Source organism: Streptomyces sp. NPDC002130 (assembly GCF_040296465.1).
GTDB lineage: Bacteria > Actinomycetota > Actinomycetes > Streptomycetales > Streptomycetaceae > Streptomyces.
In genome coordinates, this window is the sequence record NZ_JBEOXI010000006.1 from 1 (window position 1) to 17,108 (window position 17,108).

The 17,108-nt window shown below is 69.7% G+C and carries 19 protein-coding genes and 1 pseudogene; 14 read left to right on the top strand and 6 right to left on the bottom strand.

Features of this window, described 5'->3' with window-relative positions:
- The first annotated feature begins 156 nt into the window (after nt 1-156).
- On the top strand, nt 157-324 hold the full coding sequence (locus ABT116_RS50810; RefSeq protein ID WP_502983805.1) for a CysS/YqeB C-terminal domain-containing protein: 168 nt from the start codon (nt 157-159) through the stop codon (nt 322-324).
- Between the two features lie 107 nt (nt 325-431).
- On the opposite strand, the gene ABT116_RS01940 is transcribed toward ABT116_RS50810, so the two are convergent.
- On the bottom strand, nt 432-851 hold the full coding sequence (locus tag ABT116_RS01940; protein ID WP_351626441.1) for a nuclear transport factor 2 family protein: 420 nt from the start codon (nt 849-851) through the stop codon (nt 432-434).
- A 110-nt stretch (nt 852-961) separates the two neighbouring features.
- Here ABT116_RS01940 and ABT116_RS01945 point away from each other — a divergent pair, with 110 nt between their 5' ends.
- The 3 genes from ABT116_RS01945 to ABT116_RS01955 all read left to right on the top strand — a co-directional run bounded on the left by ABT116_RS01945 (nt 962) and on the right by ABT116_RS01955 (nt 2,110).
- The gene (locus ABT116_RS01945) at nt 962-1,234 is read left to right on the top strand and encodes a hypothetical protein (RefSeq protein ID WP_351626444.1); all 273 of its coding nucleotides are present in this window, start codon (nt 962-964) and stop codon (nt 1,232-1,234) included.
- 81 nt (nt 1,235-1,315) lie between these two features.
- Entirely contained in the window at nt 1,316-1,651 is a 336-nt protein-coding gene (locus tag ABT116_RS01950) for a DUF6233 domain-containing protein (protein ID WP_351626447.1), read from the top strand.
- Nucleotides 1,652-1,957: 306 nt separating this feature from the next.
- Nucleotides 1,958-2,110: a hypothetical protein gene (locus ABT116_RS01955; protein ID WP_351626450.1), complete on the top strand. Its 153-nt coding sequence runs from the start codon at nt 1,958-1,960 to the stop codon at nt 2,108-2,110.
- A gap of 175 nt (nt 2,111-2,285) precedes the next feature.
- Here the strand turns inward: ABT116_RS01955 and ABT116_RS01960 are convergent, their stop codons facing one another.
- Nucleotides 2,286-3,554, bottom strand: coding sequence for an MDR family MFS transporter (locus ABT116_RS01960; protein ID WP_351626588.1), 1,269 nt, complete (start codon nt 3,552-3,554; stop codon nt 2,286-2,288).
- A 169-nt stretch (nt 3,555-3,723) separates the two neighbouring features.
- Here ABT116_RS01960 and ABT116_RS01965 point away from each other — a divergent pair, with 169 nt between their 5' ends.
- The 3 genes and pseudogenes from ABT116_RS01965 (at nt 3,724) to ABT116_RS01980 (ending at nt 6,830) form a co-directional block, all read left to right on the top strand.
- A complete protein-coding gene (locus tag ABT116_RS01965; RefSeq protein ID WP_351626452.1) occupies nt 3,724-4,485 on the top strand; it encodes a phosphoglyceromutase in 762 nt (253 codons plus the stop codon).
- 219 nt (nt 4,486-4,704) lie between these two features.
- Nucleotides 4,705-4,839 (top strand): annotated as a pseudogene (locus ABT116_RS01970) (ATP-binding protein); the annotation flags it as partial.
- Nucleotides 4,840-6,173: 1,334 nt separating this feature from the next.
- Complete coding sequence (locus ABT116_RS01980) at nt 6,174-6,830, top strand: hypothetical protein (RefSeq protein WP_351626454.1); 657 nt, start codon at nt 6,174-6,176, stop codon at nt 6,828-6,830.
- A 109-nt stretch (nt 6,831-6,939) separates the two neighbouring features.
- On the opposite strand, the gene ABT116_RS01985 is transcribed toward ABT116_RS01980, so the two are convergent.
- On the bottom strand, nt 6,940-7,830 hold the full coding sequence (locus tag ABT116_RS01985) for a LysR family transcriptional regulator (RefSeq protein ID WP_351626456.1): 891 nt from the start codon (nt 7,828-7,830) through the stop codon (nt 6,940-6,942).
- Between the two features lie 133 nt (nt 7,831-7,963).
- Here ABT116_RS01985 and ABT116_RS01990 point away from each other — a divergent pair, with 133 nt between their 5' ends.
- The 3 genes from ABT116_RS01990 to kilB all read left to right on the top strand — a co-directional run bounded on the left by ABT116_RS01990 (nt 7,964) and on the right by kilB (nt 9,898).
- On the top strand, nt 7,964-8,416 hold the full coding sequence (locus ABT116_RS01990; protein ID WP_351626459.1) for a nuclear transport factor 2 family protein: 453 nt from the start codon (nt 7,964-7,966) through the stop codon (nt 8,414-8,416).
- A gap of 74 nt (nt 8,417-8,490) precedes the next feature.
- Nucleotides 8,491-9,333 carry an NAD(P)H-binding protein gene (locus tag ABT116_RS01995; RefSeq protein ID WP_351626461.1) on the top strand — a complete coding sequence of 281 codons (843 nt, stop codon included), beginning with the start codon at nt 8,491-8,493 and terminating at the stop codon, nt 9,331-9,333.
- A 100-nt stretch (nt 9,334-9,433) separates the two neighbouring features.
- A complete protein-coding gene (gene kilB, locus ABT116_RS02000; protein ID WP_351626464.1) occupies nt 9,434-9,898 on the top strand; it encodes a plasmid transfer protein KilB in 465 nt (154 codons plus the stop codon).
- Between the two features lie 401 nt (nt 9,899-10,299).
- Here kilB and cdgB read toward each other — a convergent pair whose 3' ends face one another.
- Entirely contained in the window at nt 10,300-11,832 is a 1,533-nt protein-coding gene (cdgB, locus tag ABT116_RS02005; RefSeq protein WP_351626591.1) for a diguanylate cyclase CdgB, read from the bottom strand.
- Between the two features lie 1,776 nt (nt 11,833-13,608).
- Here cdgB and ABT116_RS02010 point away from each other — a divergent pair.
- The 4 genes from ABT116_RS02010 (at nt 13,609) to ABT116_RS02025 (ending at nt 16,409) form a co-directional block, all read left to right on the top strand.
- On the top strand, nt 13,609-13,809 hold the full coding sequence (locus tag ABT116_RS02010) for a hypothetical protein (RefSeq protein ID WP_351626465.1): 201 nt from the start codon (nt 13,609-13,611) through the stop codon (nt 13,807-13,809).
- Nucleotides 13,810-14,108: 299 nt separating this feature from the next.
- Nucleotides 14,109-14,738 carry a DinB family protein gene (locus ABT116_RS02015; protein ID WP_351626467.1) on the top strand — a complete coding sequence of 210 codons (630 nt, stop codon included), beginning with the start codon at nt 14,109-14,111 and terminating at the stop codon, nt 14,736-14,738.
- Between the two features lie 110 nt (nt 14,739-14,848).
- The gene (locus ABT116_RS02020; RefSeq protein WP_053670840.1) at nt 14,849-15,271 is read left to right on the top strand and encodes a YciI family protein; all 423 of its coding nucleotides are present in this window, start codon (nt 14,849-14,851) and stop codon (nt 15,269-15,271) included.
- Nucleotides 15,264-16,409, top strand: coding sequence for an RNA polymerase sigma factor (locus ABT116_RS02025; protein WP_351626470.1), 1,146 nt, complete (start codon nt 15,264-15,266; stop codon nt 16,407-16,409). The genes ABT116_RS02020 and ABT116_RS02025 overlap by 8 nt, the downstream gene beginning before the upstream one ends.
- A 64-nt stretch (nt 16,410-16,473) precedes the next feature.
- On the opposite strand, the gene ABT116_RS02030 is transcribed toward ABT116_RS02025, so the two are convergent.
- The gene (locus ABT116_RS02030) at nt 16,474-16,725 is read right to left on the bottom strand and encodes an SCO4226 family nickel-binding protein (RefSeq protein ID WP_351626472.1); all 252 of its coding nucleotides are present in this window, start codon (nt 16,723-16,725) and stop codon (nt 16,474-16,476) included.
- 128 nt (nt 16,726-16,853) lie between these two features.
- Complete coding sequence (locus ABT116_RS02035; protein WP_167345925.1) at nt 16,854-17,009, bottom strand: hypothetical protein; 156 nt, start codon at nt 17,007-17,009, stop codon at nt 16,854-16,856.
- Nucleotides 17,010-17,108: the final 99 nt, after the last annotated feature.

Consider the following 17,108-nt stretch of genomic DNA (forward strand, 5'->3'; position numbering starts at 1 on the left):
CCGTCCACTCCACCGGCGGCGCCCCGGGCGTACGGGCGCTGCGGCTGACGACCCGGATCCGCTCGGCGACGACGAAACAGGCCAGCCGGCTACCCATGGGCGGAGGTCGACCCGCACCGCTCCGAGTTCCGCCGCTGGGTCCCCGGCACTCCCGGCCTGCCCACGGGGGCGGACGCCCTGCTGCGGGCCCGCGCGCAGGCCCGCAAGGAGGAGGGCGGCGCCGAGGACGCCCGGGAGTTGCGCGGGGAACTGCTGCGGCTGGGGGTGGTCGTGCGGGACGAGGACCGGCGGCAGTACGTCCGGGTCGTGAGGGGTGAGGGGTGAGGGCAGGGGGCGACCTCGCCACGACCCTGCCCGGCCCCGCGTCGGGCGTCAGGGCGTGCGGGCCCGGTCGACGGTGTCCTTCGGCCCTGGTCGGCCCGCGCCGGGCGTCAGGGCGTGCAGGCCGCGGCGATCGACACGCTGTTCTCGTACAGGTGGTGCCGGGTGATCCGCCCGCCCTCGACGGTGAGGTGCAGCGCGAAAGGCCCCGCGAAGGACTTGCCGGTCGCCCGGACGGTCCCGGAGAGATGCCCCAGCAACACGGCGTCCGTCCCGTCGACGAGGAACGTGTCGACGGACGCGCGAGCGTCCTCGGGGACGGTGTACTGGGCCAGCTCATCGGCCTGCGCCGCACATTCGGCGGCGGTGGACCGAGGCCGGATCCACGGCACGGCGGGGTTCTCGGCGAGCATCCAGTCGACGGTGTCGGCGAAGAGAGCCGTCAGCCCCTCGGTGTCGCCGGCGAGCCGGAGTTCGAGGAACTTCCGGACGGTGGAGCGGGTGACTTCGGCGGTGTCGGCAGGTGTCATGGAACCCAGCCTGCCGGGATGCGCGGGGCGCGTCGATTACCTCGGAGGTAGCCTCTGCACCCTGCCGACGCCGGGGTGGGGCGCGGTACCCGACGGGCCATGGGGGGACCGTGAAGACACACCTTGCCGCCATGCATCTGAGCGGAGCGGTGCTGCTCCTCACCTATCTGGTGCCACCGGCCTGGGCCCTGGACGCCTACGGGGCGGCCCCGGCCCACGATCCGTCGGCGGACGTGCCGCCGTTCATGATCTTCCCGGTGATCGCGCTGAACTGTGTGGGTTACCACGTGGCGGTGCAGATCCCTGCCGGGCTGCTGGGCACCCGGCTCGGCTCGTCGGCCATGGCCGCGTACGTCTGGCCGAGCCGCCGCCTGGCGATCTGAGGGAGAGCCCGAACGGTCGTCGTGGGGCGGAGGCAGGGTGGGGGTGTGCCGCGGGAGCACCCTGCTCCTAGAATCGAACGCATGAACGATCCAGAGTCGCGGCTCGCGCTGCTCCGCTTCCTGGAGCGCGTGCAGGAGCGCGACCTGGCACGCACCCGCCGATGGATCGCGGACGAGGAACGCCGCCAGACCGAACGCCGACGCGGTCCCCTGGCCCGGCCCCCCGCGCCGGACTGGCTGATCGAGCACGGCCTGTCCGGACGGGAAGCCGTGTACGTCCATGCCGGCGGCTGCTGGAACGCGGGCCGGCGCAGCAAGGGCGTCGACCGCGACCATGCCCGGCGCGCGCTCGCCGACGGGGTCAAGGCCTGCCCGCAGTGCCGGCCGGATACGGAGCTCGGGTTCGTGGACGGGTAGCGCGGCCGGTTTCGGAGGGGGCGTTGTGGACGGCCGTCCCGGGAGGGGCGTTTTCGACGGCCTGCCCGCCGTGGTCGGGGGCGGGGCGCCGATGCCCGGGCCCGTTGTCAGTGCCCGGCGTTATGGTCTGCGATGCGCGGCCGGCTTCCGGGGGTTCCAGCTCTGCAGGGAATGGTTTGTATCCCCGGCCTGTCCGGGGGCGGCCCGGAGATGTCGTCCGGGACCCAACCGACGGTCGGGCTTCGTCGATCGCCAGGAGGAGACCTGCCAGCGCCGGCCGCGCAGCCCTGGATCATCCCTGTCGGTATGCCTGCGAACCAGTCTGTGAACCCGTCCGCGAACGAGCCCTCCGGCGCACCGGCCGTAACCCGGCTCTCCCGCTACCCGAAGACCGAGCAGGACGAGATCCTCGACAGCGGCGACGACCCCTTCGGTGTTGCCGCAGCCGGTCTGACCTAGGTCGGCGTGTGCCAGGAGCCGGCCGTCGAGCCCCTGCCGATGTGACGGGACAGGGGGCACGACGTCGCGCGTCACACGGGCACGGTCACACCAGGCCGCGGCTTCCAGCCGGGACGGCCACCGCCACCGACGGCAGGTCCCGCCTCACCCCGGACCGACCACGGCAGGTCCCGCCTCACCCCGCGCCGACCTCCGGCTGCGGCCGCACCGCCACCGACGGCTCGGCCACCTTCTCCTCGCCCGGCAGGTGCCGCATCAACACGGCGTACCCCACGCCGGCCACCGTCCCCACCACCGCGCACAGCCCCCACAACCACGCCGCCCCGAACCGGTCGATGACGAATCCGGACAGCAGCGGGGCGACGAGGGCGGCCACCGACCAGGACATCGTGTACATGCCCTGGTAGCGCCCGCGACCGTGCGCAGGGGACAGCCGTACGACGAGACTGGTCTGCGTCGGCGCGTTGACGATCTCCGCCAGGGTCCACACGCACACGGTGAGCGCGATGACGCCCAGGGACCCCGCGAAGGCGGTGAGGGCGAAGCCGTATCCCGCGAGGACGGACGAGACGACCAGCAGCCGGCGGGGATCGCGGTGTTCGATGAAGCGGGTGACCGGGATCTGGAGGACGACGATCATCACCCCGTTGACGGCGATGGCCATGCCGTACTCGGCCGGCGAGAAGCCCGCTTCGCCCATGGCCACCGGCAGCCCCACCGACCCCTGCTGGAAGACCATCGCGACGAGGAAGGACAGTCCGACGACACTCATGAACCGCCCGTCGCGCAGCACGGTGCGCAGACTCACCGAGTCGTCCCGGACGCCGCCCGTCACCACCCGCTCGGCCGGCTTGGACTCCGGCAGCCGCAAGAAGACGAGGATCGCGCAGACCAGCGTCATCCCCGCCTCGATCAGGAATCCGGCGCGGTAGCTGACCTCGGCGATGAACCCGGCGGCCATGGAGGAGACGGCGAAGCCGAGGTTGATCGCCCAGTAGTTGAGGGAGAAGGCGCGGATGCGGTCCTCGGGCCGGACGATGTCGGCCATCATCGCCTGCACGGCGGGCCGCGAGGCGTTGCTCGCCATGCCGACGAGGAAGGCGACACCGGCAATCGCGACCGGGTCGCGCACGAAGCCCAGCAGCGCGACGGACACGGCGGTCGAGGACTGCGCGATCAGCAGGGTGGGCCGCCGGCCCAGCCGGTCGGTCATCACCCCGCCGCCCAGCGAGGAGACCACCCCGCCGAGCCCGTGCAGGGCGGCGACCAGACCGGCGTACGTGGCGGAATAGCCGCGGTCGAGGGTCAGGTACAGCGCCATGAACGTGGCGACGAAGCCACCGAGGCGGTTGACGAGCGTGCTGGCCCACAGCCACCAGAACGCGCTGGGGAGACCGGAGACCGTCTCCCGGACGGCGCGTCGGGCACGCAGGGCGTACGGCATGGTTCCCCCGGAGGCAACAGGCATGGATGGCGTGTGTAAGTAGCGCTGGCGGTAGGCGCAAATTACAAGCGGGCGGTTGCCCGGAGCCACTCAATTAACAGATCCCGTCAAACGTCCGCCTGCCGGGCAGCCACGCGAACGGGCGAAAGCGTGGATTACGCTCTGAGGCATGGCCGACGCACCGTACAAGCTGATCCTCCTCCGCCACGGCGAGAGCGAGTGGAACGCGAAGAACCTGTTCACCGGCTGGGTGGACGTGAACCTCAACGAGAAGGGCGAGAAGGAGGCAGTCCGCGGTGGCGAGCTCCTGAAGGACGCCGATCTCCTCCCCGACGTGGTCCACACGTCCCTCCAGAAGCGCGCGATCCGCACGGCCCAGCTGGCCCTGGAGTCCGCGGACCGCCACTGGATCCCGGTCCACCGCTCGTGGCGCCTGAACGAGCGCCACTACGGCGCCCTGCAGGGCAAGGACAAGGCGCAGACGCTCGCCGAGTTCGGCGAGGAGCAGTTCATGCTGTGGCGCCGGTCCTACGACACCCCGCCCCCGCCGCTGGACGTCGACGCCGAGTACTCCCAGTTCTCCGACCCGCGCTACGCGACCCTCCCGCCGGAGCTGCGCCCGCGCACGGAGTGCCTGAAGGACGTCGTCGTCCGCATGCTGCCGTACTGGTTCGACGCGATCGTCCCCGACCTGCTGACCGGCCGCACGGTCCTGGTCGCGGCCCACGGCAACTCGCTCCGCGCCCTGGTCAAGCACCTGGACGGCATCTCCGACGCGGACATCGCGGGCCTCAACATCCCCACGGGCATCCCCCTCTCCTACGAGCTCGACGCCGACTTCAAGCCCCTGAACCCGGGCGGCACGTACCTCGACCCCGAGGCGGCGGCAGCGGCGATCGAGGCGGTCAAGAACCAGGGCAAGAAGAAGTAAGCCGACGCCATCAAGCCCTCTACCTGCGGCTTTTCCGCAAGTAGGGGGCTTGTTGCTGCACTGGGGCCGTCGCTGGGCCGTGAAAGGGATTTGGGGCCACTGCCAAGCCTTGCCGCCCCTCAGCGAATAACAGCATGACCGGTATGCTGGTGGCGCCTCACCTGATCCTTCCCTGAACTCCGCCCACTTGCGCGGGAGTTCCATGGCACCGGTCCTCCCGACGCGCAACACGGCTGGGGCTTGGGCATGGTCACCGCACTCGCACACCGATTCGTGATCCACGGCAGTCTCGGGGGCTACACCGTCACCGCAGAGCTCTTCACGAACAGCCGCCCAGGAAACCGCGCGTGCTGACGGAAGGCCAGCGTCGGGGCTACCAATGCGAGTTTGGGACAGCTGACGTCACCGACACGACTCGGTCGACGCTCCACGGCTCATTCGACGCCTACTCACCACCACAGGCCGACCGATGGGTGGCCGTTGCACTCAGGACCATCACACCGGAACTCGACTCCGACGCGAGCGACGAGGCATGGGCCTGGCTGTGCGAAGGCCGCATCGCGATACGACAGGCCCTCTTACGAGCGGAGCCCTGCACGATCACGGTCACACATGCCGGAACCCGCATCACATGGACGATCCGAGTGATGCTCTTCCTGCCACTCGCCCATCGACAGGGCGTCGAACTGCTGCCCTACGCATACGACTTCAAGCCCCAATCGCCCGACCGAGTTACAACTGCCTCTACTGGTTCAAGGCGGCCCGCTCCGCTCACCGTGCGCGGCACGGCCCCCGGCCAGGTCTGCGCTCCTATCTCCGCCCCGCTCCACCCCGGCCGGCACCCGTGCCGCGCGCACAGCAATCAGCCGCTTACCCTCAGAGAAAGGGGTACGTCGTGGCTGGGCGATCGGCTCCACGGCTTTACGGAGCCACTTTGGCGCGAGCCAAGATCATGGCTCCGACGTCGTGCTTACCGGGCAGGTTCACTACCGACCCGACGCGCCGCAAGCTTACGGAACCATGATCACTTGCGGCAGAGCGGCGCCACCCCAAAGCCGCTCCACCAACGTACCTCGTGGCTTGCCAGCACCTCAGGCTGAGATCACTACAGCACCTCGATCCTGCAAAGTCAGACTGCTTATTCCTCCCCAGATGCGCTCTTCGCGTATTCGTCGCAGTCTAGGAATGAGGGGCTGCCCGATTGCACCACGCATGGGGAGAAGAGATGAGTGGAGCGCTGCGCCACAAGAGCCACAGTACGACAACAGCTAGATGGATAACCGCAAGGCGCGGATGGTTCTTGCCGATAGCTGGAGTACTAGCGCTAGTATCGGCCCTTTTGGCCGCTCCCGCCACTTCAGCTCAGGTTCCATCCACTCCAGGCCGTATTGTGGGCGGCCTACCCGATCTCACCTCTTACTGCAAATCCAAGGGGTTCCAAGACGCCAATTGGCAGGTTGTTCGAACTGTCGGCGACTGGAAGTGCCTCAGCCCGCGAGGCGCTATGCCGATCACAAATGATGAGTCGAGTATTGAGACTCTCACATGGGATGAGGCGTGCGATCTCTTCTATGGGGTCAGGTTCGGCGACATGGAGCCTGTTAATTCTGATCCCGACGACCCAGCGGGTGGCGTTAAGTGCAATACAGCGCAGTAACTCCCCATTCCAGGGAGCCGGAAAAGCGTGCATGACTGCCCCTGTCGCGATCGCCATTCATTCAACAGGAACGAAAGGCGCGTGTACAAGTATGTTGAGTTATCGACTTCGCGCACTGCCGGCAGCCGCCATACTGGCAATCTCGGTGATTTCTCCTTATTCGGCCTCCGCAATGGCCGAAAGTTCCCGGGTGGAAGGCGGCGCTCCTGGGGCTGGGTGGTTCAACACAGGACCCGAGGAGCACAATCAAATATTCGAAAACTCGAATGTTCGCATTACTTGGGGACCTGTCTACGTGAAACCGTCAGACTCTGGCGGAGAGCCCTCGCGGGTCTACTACGTTATTCGATATGAGAATCATAGTGGCCCGGCCGAAGAGCTCGACTGCGAGGGCTATGCCCAGCCCGATACAGTGAGGCAGCTCATTGCGCCGACAAAGGACGATCTAGGTGAGCCCTACTACGCCACGGATACTGTCTGCAGCGAAACTGGCGGCCAATGGAGCACAACACTAGACCCGGGTGAGACCCTTGAGCAGGGCGCATGGTTCGACGAGGTCCCGTCGAACGGCAGCATCGTATCGCTGGAACTGGTGGACGAATATGGGTATCCGGGAGCTTCCGAATATCAGGATCCATACTGGCAGCCTTATGACGGACCACCCCGGGAGACCCCCAGCGATCCATAACCGGCGACTGCGCTCGGTGTCACCGTGACCGCACTCTTGAGAGCACACCACCAAGACCTACTGGTCTGTCATCGTTCCTCCCGGCCACCGACCGACTGACCCAGCGGTCTCAGAGCGCGATGGGCCCGAAGTCCGCCGCTGTTTCGGCCAGTGCTCGGATGGTCGGGTTGTCCGCGGTGGAGCGCCAGACGAGGGCCCATTGGAGGGTGGGGGCGTCATGGACGGGCAGGAAGACGATGCCAGGGGGGTTGTTGTAACGGGCGGCGACTTCACCGAGCGGATGGACGCATTCTCCGGAGGCGACCAGCGTGAGGACCTCGTGGAACGTCCGCGCGATCGGCCCGCGCGGGACGCGGCGGCCGAGCGGCGTACGCAGGGGGGCCATGGACGCCACCCAGTACTCGGGGGCGTCGGGACCCAAGTCGACCACGCGGTTGTCGCCGAGGTCCTCCAACGACGCGCTGCCGCGTGCGACCAGTGGATGGTCTGCCGCCACGGCCAGCACGCGGGCTCCGGTCAGTACGGTGGGGCCCACCGTGAGATCCGGCTCGGCGACGGGCAGCCATACCACGTGCACGTCGTGCTCGCCGGTGCGCAGGGCTGTGAACGGATCGCTGCCGTTGATCTCGCCGAAGTGGATGTCGCCGCCGGGGTTGCGCGTGCGGAACGCGTCGACGAGAGGGCGCAGTTCGTGCCCGGCGTGGCCGAACACGCCCAGCCGTAGTGTCTGGCCCGCCCCGGCGCCGGCTGCCCGGGCCCGGGCGAACCCTGCCTGGAGGAGGTCGACGGCCTGCTGGAGGTCTTCGCGCAGGCGCCGGCCGACAGGCGTCAGGGTCACTCGGCGGCTGGTGCGGTCGAACAGGGCGACGCCGAGGCGACGTTCCTGCCTGCCGATGGCCTGACTGACGCGGGCCTGGGACACGTGAAGCCGCTCGGCGGTACGGCCGAAGTGCAGTTCCTCGGCCAACGTCAGGAAGATCTCTATGTCGCGCAGCTCCATACATAACCCCCGCGTTATGGATAGCCTCGCACATCTTGTCTTGTTCGGTCGCTGACCTGCGCTGATGCTCGTAATCAGCCCCACTGGTCAGGCGGAGCCCGCCTGACCCACCGACCGACAAGGCAGGGTATCGATGAGCGACGTGCAGGCCATCGCCGACCGCTTCGAGATCGAGGCGCTGCGCGCAGAGATCACCGACGCGGTGATGATGCGCGACTACGACCGTGTCGCCTCGCTGTTCACCCCCCAGGGCACCATGCGGTGGCCGCACATCGACAAGGAGTTCGTCGGCCGGGAGGAGATCCGCGCGGGAGCCGAATGGGGGCAAGGGCTCTGGGAGTTCTTCGTGCAGAACGTCCACCCGGGCGTCATCCGGCTGGACGGCGACACCGCGGCCGGCCGTGCGTACGTCCATGAGTTCGGGCGGATGCGTGACGGCAGCTCGCACCTGAACTACGCCCTGTACCACGACCGTTACGAGCGCACTTCCGACGGCTGGAAGTTCAGCGAGCGCGTCTACGAGGTCAGGTACCAGGACTCGTCCCCGCTCGCGGGCTCCTCGGCACCCCGAGCACGGGTGGTCTGAAGCCGCCCCACACGCATGCACCTCGCCAACCGTCACCTCGCCACCTCCACGCATCGAGCGAAGGAGCAACCATCATGATCGTCATCACAGGAGCCAACGGCGTCGTAGGACATCAGGTGATGAACCAGCTGCTGCAGGAGGGCACGGCCGTCACCGCGGTCACGCGCGGGACCGGCGAGGCCCGGCTCCCCGACGGCGTGACAGCCGTCCGCGGAGACCTGTTCCACCCCGAGTGGATCGAGGCGGCGCTGCAGGGAGTGGAAGCGCTGCAGATCAGCCCCCGTGCCGTCGGGCCCGGCCTCGGCGAACTGCTGAGGCTCGCCGCCAAGCAAGGCGTACGGCGGGCGGTGCTGCTGTCGGCCACCACCGTTGAGTACCCGGTGGGGGAGGCCCGTTTCGCCGCCCAGTTCCAGCACGCCGAGGAAGCGGTCATGAGCTCGGGCCTGGACTGGACGATCCTCCGTCTGGCCGACTTCGCCGCCAACGCACTGGCCTGGGCGCCCCAGATCAGGGCCGGCGACGTGGTGCGCGGCGCGTATGGCCGGGCCGCCACCTCTCCCCTCCACGAAGCCGATATCGCGGCGGTCGCCGTACGCGCTCTGCGGGGCCGCCTTCACGGGGAGGCGATCCACACACTGACCGGGCCGCAGTCACTCGACCAGATCGAGAAGGTACGGCTCATCGGCACCGCCATTGGCCGGACGCTGTCCTTCCAGGAGCTCCCGCCCGAGCAGATACGGCAGGGCATGCTCGCGCAGGGGCTCCCCGAGGACGTTCCCGCCCGGCTTCTCGGCTCCCTGGCGGATTACGCCGACCGGCCGGGCCCCACCACCAGCACGGTGGCAAACCTGCTGGGCCGGCCCGCACTCACCTTCGCCGACTGGGCACACGACAACGCACGCGCCTTCGGCGGCTGATCAGTCCCATGGCGGTGGTCACCCCTTCGACCGGACGTCCAGAAGCACCGGCGTTGGGCAACACCCCACGGAGGACGGCAATGCGTGATCAGCTTGGGATGTGGAGACCATCATCGCCAGCGGCATAGCCGTCCTGGGAACGCTGCTCGGTTCGGGGATCACGCTGGCGTTCCAGCAGCGCACCGCCGACAGGGGCCACCGGTTCACCCGTCAGGAGAAGCTGCGACAAGAGCGGCTCGATGCCTACTCCGCCTACGCCGGCGCACTGGTCAACTACCGCCGCTGCCTGGTTCACCTCTGGTTCTGCGAACACGAACAGCCACCACCGGAGGACCCCGACACGGTGCGGATCCGCGCCTACGATCTACGATCCAACGCCCAAGAGGCACTGTTTCGCGTACAGATGCTCACCGACGACGAGACGCTGGGCCAAGCCGCGGAGGACGTGCTCGCCGACGTCACGGCACTGTCCAAGACAGACGGCAGAGCGGAACTCGATGACGCCAGGGTCCGGACTCGTGACGACATCAGCCGACTGGTCAGGGCAGCCAAGCAGCACCTCTGAGGGACTCGCTGACGGGCCGGCGCATGACCACTGCTATTTCACGTTGTGGGAGAACCAGCCGTGGGAGCAACTGCCGCATCTGCCGTTGCTGCCACGGGTCCACCCCTCACACACAACGCAGACCAGGCAGTTCAGTATGTCCGGTCCACCCGCCAGCCCGGCGTTCTCCAGGCGGGACATGGCCGTTCTGCGCACCTCGTCCAGCTGAGGTTCCAGCTGTGCGAGGTCGTCTGCGTTCTCTTTGAACGCTTGCTCCTGTGCGTCGGTCAAATGCGTGTTGAGGCCCACTGTCCTCCCTCATTTCACCGTAGAGCATGCCGTGCATTTGTATCTATTGTCGCCCAAGTCGGGCATGGGGGCATCTGATGCAAGGCGCATCACTGGTGCTCCGGCCGCCCCCCTCACGACGCGAACCCCCGTGCCGCTCGCAGGATGTCGCCGGGGGCCGTCCCGCACTGGGCCCATGCGATGCCGACACCTGCGTGCATACGCACCGTCCGGTCGCCCAGGGTGATCGGCAGGTGGATCCGGGACTGCATCCAGACCGCGGCGGTGTGCGCGTCGGCGGGGCCCAAGTCGTCGGCCAGGACGACGAACTCGTCACCGCCGTACCGGGCGACCGTGTCGCCGTCGCGTACGGCCTGACCGAGCCGCCGGGCGACCTCGACGAGGACGCCGTCCCCCGCGTCGTGCCCGAAACGGGTGTTGATCGCCTTGAAGTCGCGGAGGGCGAAGAACACCACGGCCAGGCCATGGGTGCGGTCGTCGCCCACGGGGGCCCATACGTGAGTGTGGGGGAGCGCGGGTTCGTCGGCGTGGCCGAGGTAGGGGGCGTCGGCCCCCTCTGCGGTGGCATCGGACCTCTCCTCCCGGAGTGCGCAGAGCCGGGCGTCGATGCGGGCGTGCAGCTCCGCGGAGTTCGGCAGGCCGGTGAGGTCGTCGTGCGAGGCGCGGTGGGCGAGGACGAACTCGCGTCGCTTGCGCTCTTCGATGTCCTCGACGTGGGTGAGCAGGAAACGGGGGCCGTCGTCGGTGTCCGCGACCACACTGTTGCGCAGCGAGACCCACAGGTACGTCCCGTCGCGGCGCCCGAGGCGCAGTTCCGCCCGGCCGCCCTCGGCGCTGGTCCGGAGCAGGATGCCCATGTCCTCGGGATGGACGAGGTCGGACAACGAGTAGCGGCGCATGGCGGCGGCCGGACGGCCCAGCATGCGGCACAGCGCGTCGTTCGTCCGGAGGATGCGGCCGTAGCGGTCGCCGGCCATGTCGGCGATGGCCATCCCGTTGGGCGCGTACTCGAAGGCCTGCCGGAAGGATTCCTCGCTGGCCCGCAGCGTCTGCTGCTCCCTTTCCAGTCTGACCAGTGCGCGTTGCATGTTCGCACGCAGTCGCGCGTTGCTGATGGCGATGGCGGCCTGGAAGGCGTACTCCTCCAGATCGCGGCGCTCCTCCGGCCTGGGACGGCGGCGGGTGAGGGGCCGGTCCACAGAGATCACACCGATCACCTCACCGTGGGAGGCACCGGAAGCGCTGCGGGCGTACATCGGCGCGAAGAGGCGGTCGGCCGGGTGCCACTCGTCCTCGAAGCGGGGGGCGGGCCCGTCCGTGTACCACTGCGGTACGTCGTCGCCGTCCAGGACCCAGCCCTCGGTGTGCGGGATGAACACCAGGTCGCCCCAGGACTCGCCCATGCCCAGCCTGCGCTCCCAGGATTCGCGGGAGCCGACCCGGCCGGTGATCTGCGCCTCGGCGGCGGGGTCCCCGGCGAAGGCGGCGACGACGAGGTCGCCGTCCGGGCGGACGAGGTTGACGCACGCCAGCTCGTAGCCGAGACCGGTCACGACTCCGTCGGCGACGATCTGCAGGGTGTCCGCGAGGCTGCGGGCGAGATGGAGATTCTGGACCGCGGCCTGCAGATTGTGACTCTTGTCGATGGCGAGCGCGCTGCGGGTGGCGAACTCGGCGGCGACCGACAGATCGGCGTCCTGGAAGGCCTGTTCGGCGGGGTGGCGCAGGAGGACCGCCGTGCCGATGATCCGTCTGCGACCGTGCAGGGGCACGAGGACGGTGTAGCCTCCGCCGGGTCTCTCATGTTCCGCACCGAGCAGTTCCGGCAGCGCGGCCCCGCCGACCGGTGAGTCGCCGCCGACCGGCAGCGCCCCGTTCAGTACGTCGAAGAGCGCGCTGCCGGGGCGTACCTCGCACCGCGCGGCACCCCGGCCGGCGTGGATCGGGTGCACCTGTTGCAGGCGCAGCACCAGCGGGCCCACGTGCTCTTCGTCGCCCGTCGGGATCGGGTCCCGCAGATAGACCATGACCGCGTCGGCGACGGTGGGGACGACGGCCCGGCACAGCCGTTTCACGATGTCCTCCGGGTCCCTTCCCCGGGTGATCCGGTGGGCCGCCTCGGAGATGTCGCCCTGGGGGTCGGCGGTCGGAGAGCGTGGGGATTCGAGCGCGGGGAAGGAGGTCTCCTGGCTGGCCGGCGGGTTGTTCGGGGTTGTTCCGGACAACTCGGAGGGTTGTCCTCCGAGGTTCTGCCGAACCTGCCCGGGCACGGAGACGCCGGCTTCCATCGGAGCAGCCGACGGAATCGAGGGAGTCGAGGGAGTCGAGGGAGCCGAGGGAGTCGCGGAGGACCAGTAACCCACCTCGTCGGCGGCCTGCTGAACGGCCTCGTGCTCCTCGTCGAGGACGGCGCGCGCCTTCTCCAGCGCACGGTCCACGTCGTCGAGCGCGGCGTCGTCGGGGCTGAGCGTCTGCAGATCGGGCCGGGACAGCGGCGCGGCCGCCTCCTGTGCCCGGGAGGGTCCGTCCTCCCCCATGCGGAGCCGCAACTCGGCCAGCTCGGCTTCCAGCTGCTGAATACGGCGTGCCGCGTGGTCGGCGACCTGCTGGGCGATGCCCCGCTCCCGCTCGGCGCGAACCAGCTGTTCGCGCAGGTCCGTCTCCTGCCGCTGCGCCCGTGAGAGAAGCTCCATCACCCCTTGGCCGTCGGGAAGTTCGACCGTCACCGACTCCAGTGCGTCGAGTCGGCGCCGCAGTTCGGCGACCTTCGCCTGAGCCTGTCCGAGCATGACGAACAGCAGCGTGGCGATCGACAGGGCCTGTTGGCGCCCGTGTTCGCCGGCCTCGTAGGCCTGCCGGGCGCGCTGCATCTCCTGGAGGACCTCGATGGTGCGGTCCTTGGCCTCCAGTAACTCCCGGGCGGGCACCAGCTCCTGCGCCTCCGCGATCGCCGTGGGGTTCGTGCCCGCCCTGTCCCACAGCGTCCTCGCCTCCCCGAGGCGCCGCCGGGAGAGGTCGGCCGGTTCGTGGGGGAAACACACGTCGGCCACGGCCTCTACGAGATCCCACTCCAGCGACTCGCCGGCCAGCCGGTCACGCAACCGGCGTAACTCGGGCACCGTCCCGGCGACGAAGTGCTCGGGAGTGAGCCGGGCGTGCAACTCCCTTACGGAAACCGCCGATTCGTCGAGCCAGGACCGCACCACCGCGACCAGCTGGTTGATCTCGACGCACGAGCCCCGGGCCGGCCCCCACGGCCGCCCCGCCCGCTTCCTCTCGCCGGCCACTCGTTCTCCCCCGTGGTTTGTTCGCCGGACAACCCCCTGTTGTCACCGGAGAAACATCCAACCGTCCCACCTGCGGTTCCGCCCGGGGATCGTCGTAATTCCCCATCGACACCACACGACCCAGGCGGTGCCTTCATGAACCACACCTTCCCGGCGTTCCTGCTCCTCGCGCTGGCGGTGGCCGTCCTCTTCTCCGTCGTAGCCGCGGTGATCGCCTTCGCCCTCGCCCGCTGGGAGGGAGCCGCGGTGCCGACGGCCCTGTCCCGCTGCGGCATCGCCTTCGCCGCGAGCCTCACCCTGTGCCTGGCGGTGTTCGCGGCGCTGGACCGGACGTAGCGGAGGGGAGGGGAGAGGATCAGGGGAGGAGCACGCACAGTCGATCATGGTCCCGGCCCCGGGCACGGAGCCTTCTCCCGGGCTCCCGCGGGGGAGCCGGGTCGGCCGTGGCGAGTGCCCTGTGCTGAGCCGGCCCGGTCGTACCCCTCGGCTGCCCATCGCCCCATGGCGATTCTCCGCAAGGACCACGCCGGTGTCGTCGCGGACGACCTCGCGGCCGCTGTCGCGTTCTTCACGCAGATCGGCTGACGCCCCGATATTCGGTGGCGGGCCCGTCCCACTCCGGCCACCATGCCCGCATGGTCTCAGGTGAGCACACCGGCGAAGCAGTGACGCCCGCGGCAGCGGACACGACTCGGTGGACACGGGCGACCGTCTACCCCGACATGTGGGTCGACCCCGACGACGACCCGCGCGAGGCCGACGCCCAGCCCGTCGGCGAACGCGGCGTCCTCCTCGACTGCCTGCGCGCCTACCGCCTCACCCTCGAGATGAAGTGCGCGGGCCTGGACGCCGAGCAGATGGCCCGGAGATCCGTCCCGCCGTCCACGATGTCCCTGCTCGGGCTGGTGCGGCATCTGACCGAGGAGGAGCGGCACGTCCGCCGGGTGATGGCCGGCGAGGACGCGCCGAAGCTGTACCGCACGCCGGAGGACCGGGACGGCGACTTCAACGGGGCGATCGCCGACCCGGCGGTCGTGGAGGCCGCCTGGCGGCAGTGGCGTACCGAGGTCGAGCGCACCGACCGCTACCTGGCCGGTGTCACCGACCTCGGCACCGGCAACACCGGCCACTCCGACTTCGGCCCCGAACCCGGCGGCCGGGTCCGGCTCCGCGACATCCTGGTCGCACAGATCGCGGAGTACGCCCGGCACTGCGGCCACGCCGACCTCCTGCGCGAACGGATCGACGGCCGCGTCGGGCAGTGAACATCTCCCTGAGAAAAAACTTCGGCGGCGATGTCGAGAACCCGCGTCCAGCTCCGTCCCCGGGGTGAAGGCGGCCAAGATGGGCCGCACCAGCACCGAGGAGAACCACGATGGCCAAGTACCTGCTTCTGAAGCACTACCGCGGCGCCCCGTCACCGGTCAACGACGTGCCGATGGACCAGTGGACGCCGGAGGAGATCTCGGCCCACATCCAGTACATGAACGACTTCGCGGCGCGGCTGGAGAAGACCGGCGAGTTCGTCGACGGCCAGGCACTCGCCCCCGAGGGGGCGTGGGTCCGGTACGACGGTGAGGGGCGCCCGCCGGTCACCGACGGGCCGTTCGCCGAGACCAAGGACCTCATCGCCGGCTGGATGATCATCGACGTCGACGGCTACGACCGTGCCGTCGAGCTGGCCGGGGAACTGTCGGCGGCCCCCGGCGCGGGCGGGAAGCCGATCCACGAGTGGCTGGAGGTGCGCCCGTTCCTGACCGCACCGCCCACCATTCCGGAGTGCTCCGTCCATGGATGAGGCACTGCTCCGCAGCCTCACTCCGACCGTGCTCACGATCCTCGTCCGCCGCGGAGCCGACTTCGCGGCGGCCGAGGACGCCGTGCAGGACGCGCTGATCGAGGCGCTCCGCGTCTGGCCGGCCGACCAGCCCCGCGACCCGAAGGGCTGGCTGGTCACCGTGGCCTGGCGCAAGTTCCTCGACCAGGCGCGGGCGGACAGCGCCCGCCGCCGGCGTGAGGACCTCGTCGACGAGGAGCCGGCGCCCGGACCCACGCCCGACGTGGACGACACGCTCCAGCTCTACTTCCTGTGCGCCCACCCCTCGCTGACGCCGTCGTCGGCGGTCGCGCTCACCCTGCGCGCCGTCGGCGGGCTCACCACCCGGCAGATCGCCCAGGCCTACCTGGTGCCGGAGGCGACCATGGCGCAGCGCATCAGCCGCGCCAAACGCACCGTCTCCGACGTGCGGTTCGACCAGCCCGGCGACGTCGCGACCGTGCTGCGCGTCCTCTACCTCGTCTTCAACGAGGGCTACTCCGGCGACCTCGACCTCGCCGCCGAGGCCATCCGGCTCACCCGGCAGCTCGCCGCCGTGATCGACCACCCCGAGGTGTCGGGGCTGCTCGCGCTCATGCTGCTCCACCACGCCCGGCGCGCCGGCCGTACCGCGCCCGACGGCGGCCTGGTGCCGCTCGCCGAGCAGGACCGCGGCCGGTGGGACACCCGCCTGATCGCCGAGGGCGTCCAGATCCTCCAGGCGGCACTCGCCCGCGACCGGCTGGGCGAGTTCCAGGCCCAGGCCGCCATCGCGGCACTGCACGCCGACGCGCCCACCGCGGAGGAGACCGACTGGGTGCAGATCGTGGAGTGGTACGACGAGCTCGCGCGCCTCACCGACAGCCCGGTCGTCCGGCTCAACCGGGCGGTGGCCGTGGGCGAGGCCGACGGGCCGCGCGCCGGTCTCGCGGCGCTCGCGGCGCTGGACGACTCGCTGCCCCGCTACGACGCGGTGGCGGCCTATCTCCACGAACGCGACGGCGACCCGGAAACGGCGGCCCGGCTGTACGTCGAGGCGGCCCGCAAGGCCACCGACCTCGCCGAACGCGACTACCTGACCCGCCAGGCGGCCCGCCTCAACACCGGCCGGCGCCGCTGAAGGGCCGTTACCCGCGACACCCGGCGGGCGAGGACGCGACGCCGGGAACCGCGGGCCGGGCAGGTCACCGCACCATCAACGGCACGGGGTGCACCTCGTCCGCCTTGTGTCCGGCGCGCTCGTGAATGCGCTGGACCGCATCGGCCGAGGGGGCCTCGGAGAGGCAGTAGACATGGCCGGACTCCGGATCCGCCCAGGCCATCTCGAAGTGGACCTGCTCGTCCTTCTCTATCGCGAGGTCCGCGTTGTGGGCTTCACGCAGCTGCTCTTCCGTGATGCCCTCCATGCCGTGATGGACATCCATGAACTTGGGCATGCCTCGCGCCTCCTTCCTTGCCTACCTCTCATGCTCCGCCCGTACGGCCACCCGGGCGACCCCACGCCGAGGGGCCCCGGCGACAGGGCCGGGGCCCCACAGGTCGTACGAACAAAGAAGTGCCGGCGTCAGCCGCACTGGCAGGGGCTGCCCGACTGACACCCGCAGCCGCAGCCCGAGCCGCAGCCGCACGCGGCGATCAGGGGCAGGCTCCTGATCTCGGCGGGCTGCTCGGTCTCACGCTGCCGGGCGGGGTCGGGCGTGGTGCTGGGGGATTCGGCCATGGGTCCCTCCTCGAGGCTGGTGCCTGTGCCCATTGGATGCCCGCCCGGCTGGGCGCATCAACGGCGCACTGAGGCGCCCCCGCGCCCCAGCCGGCCCCC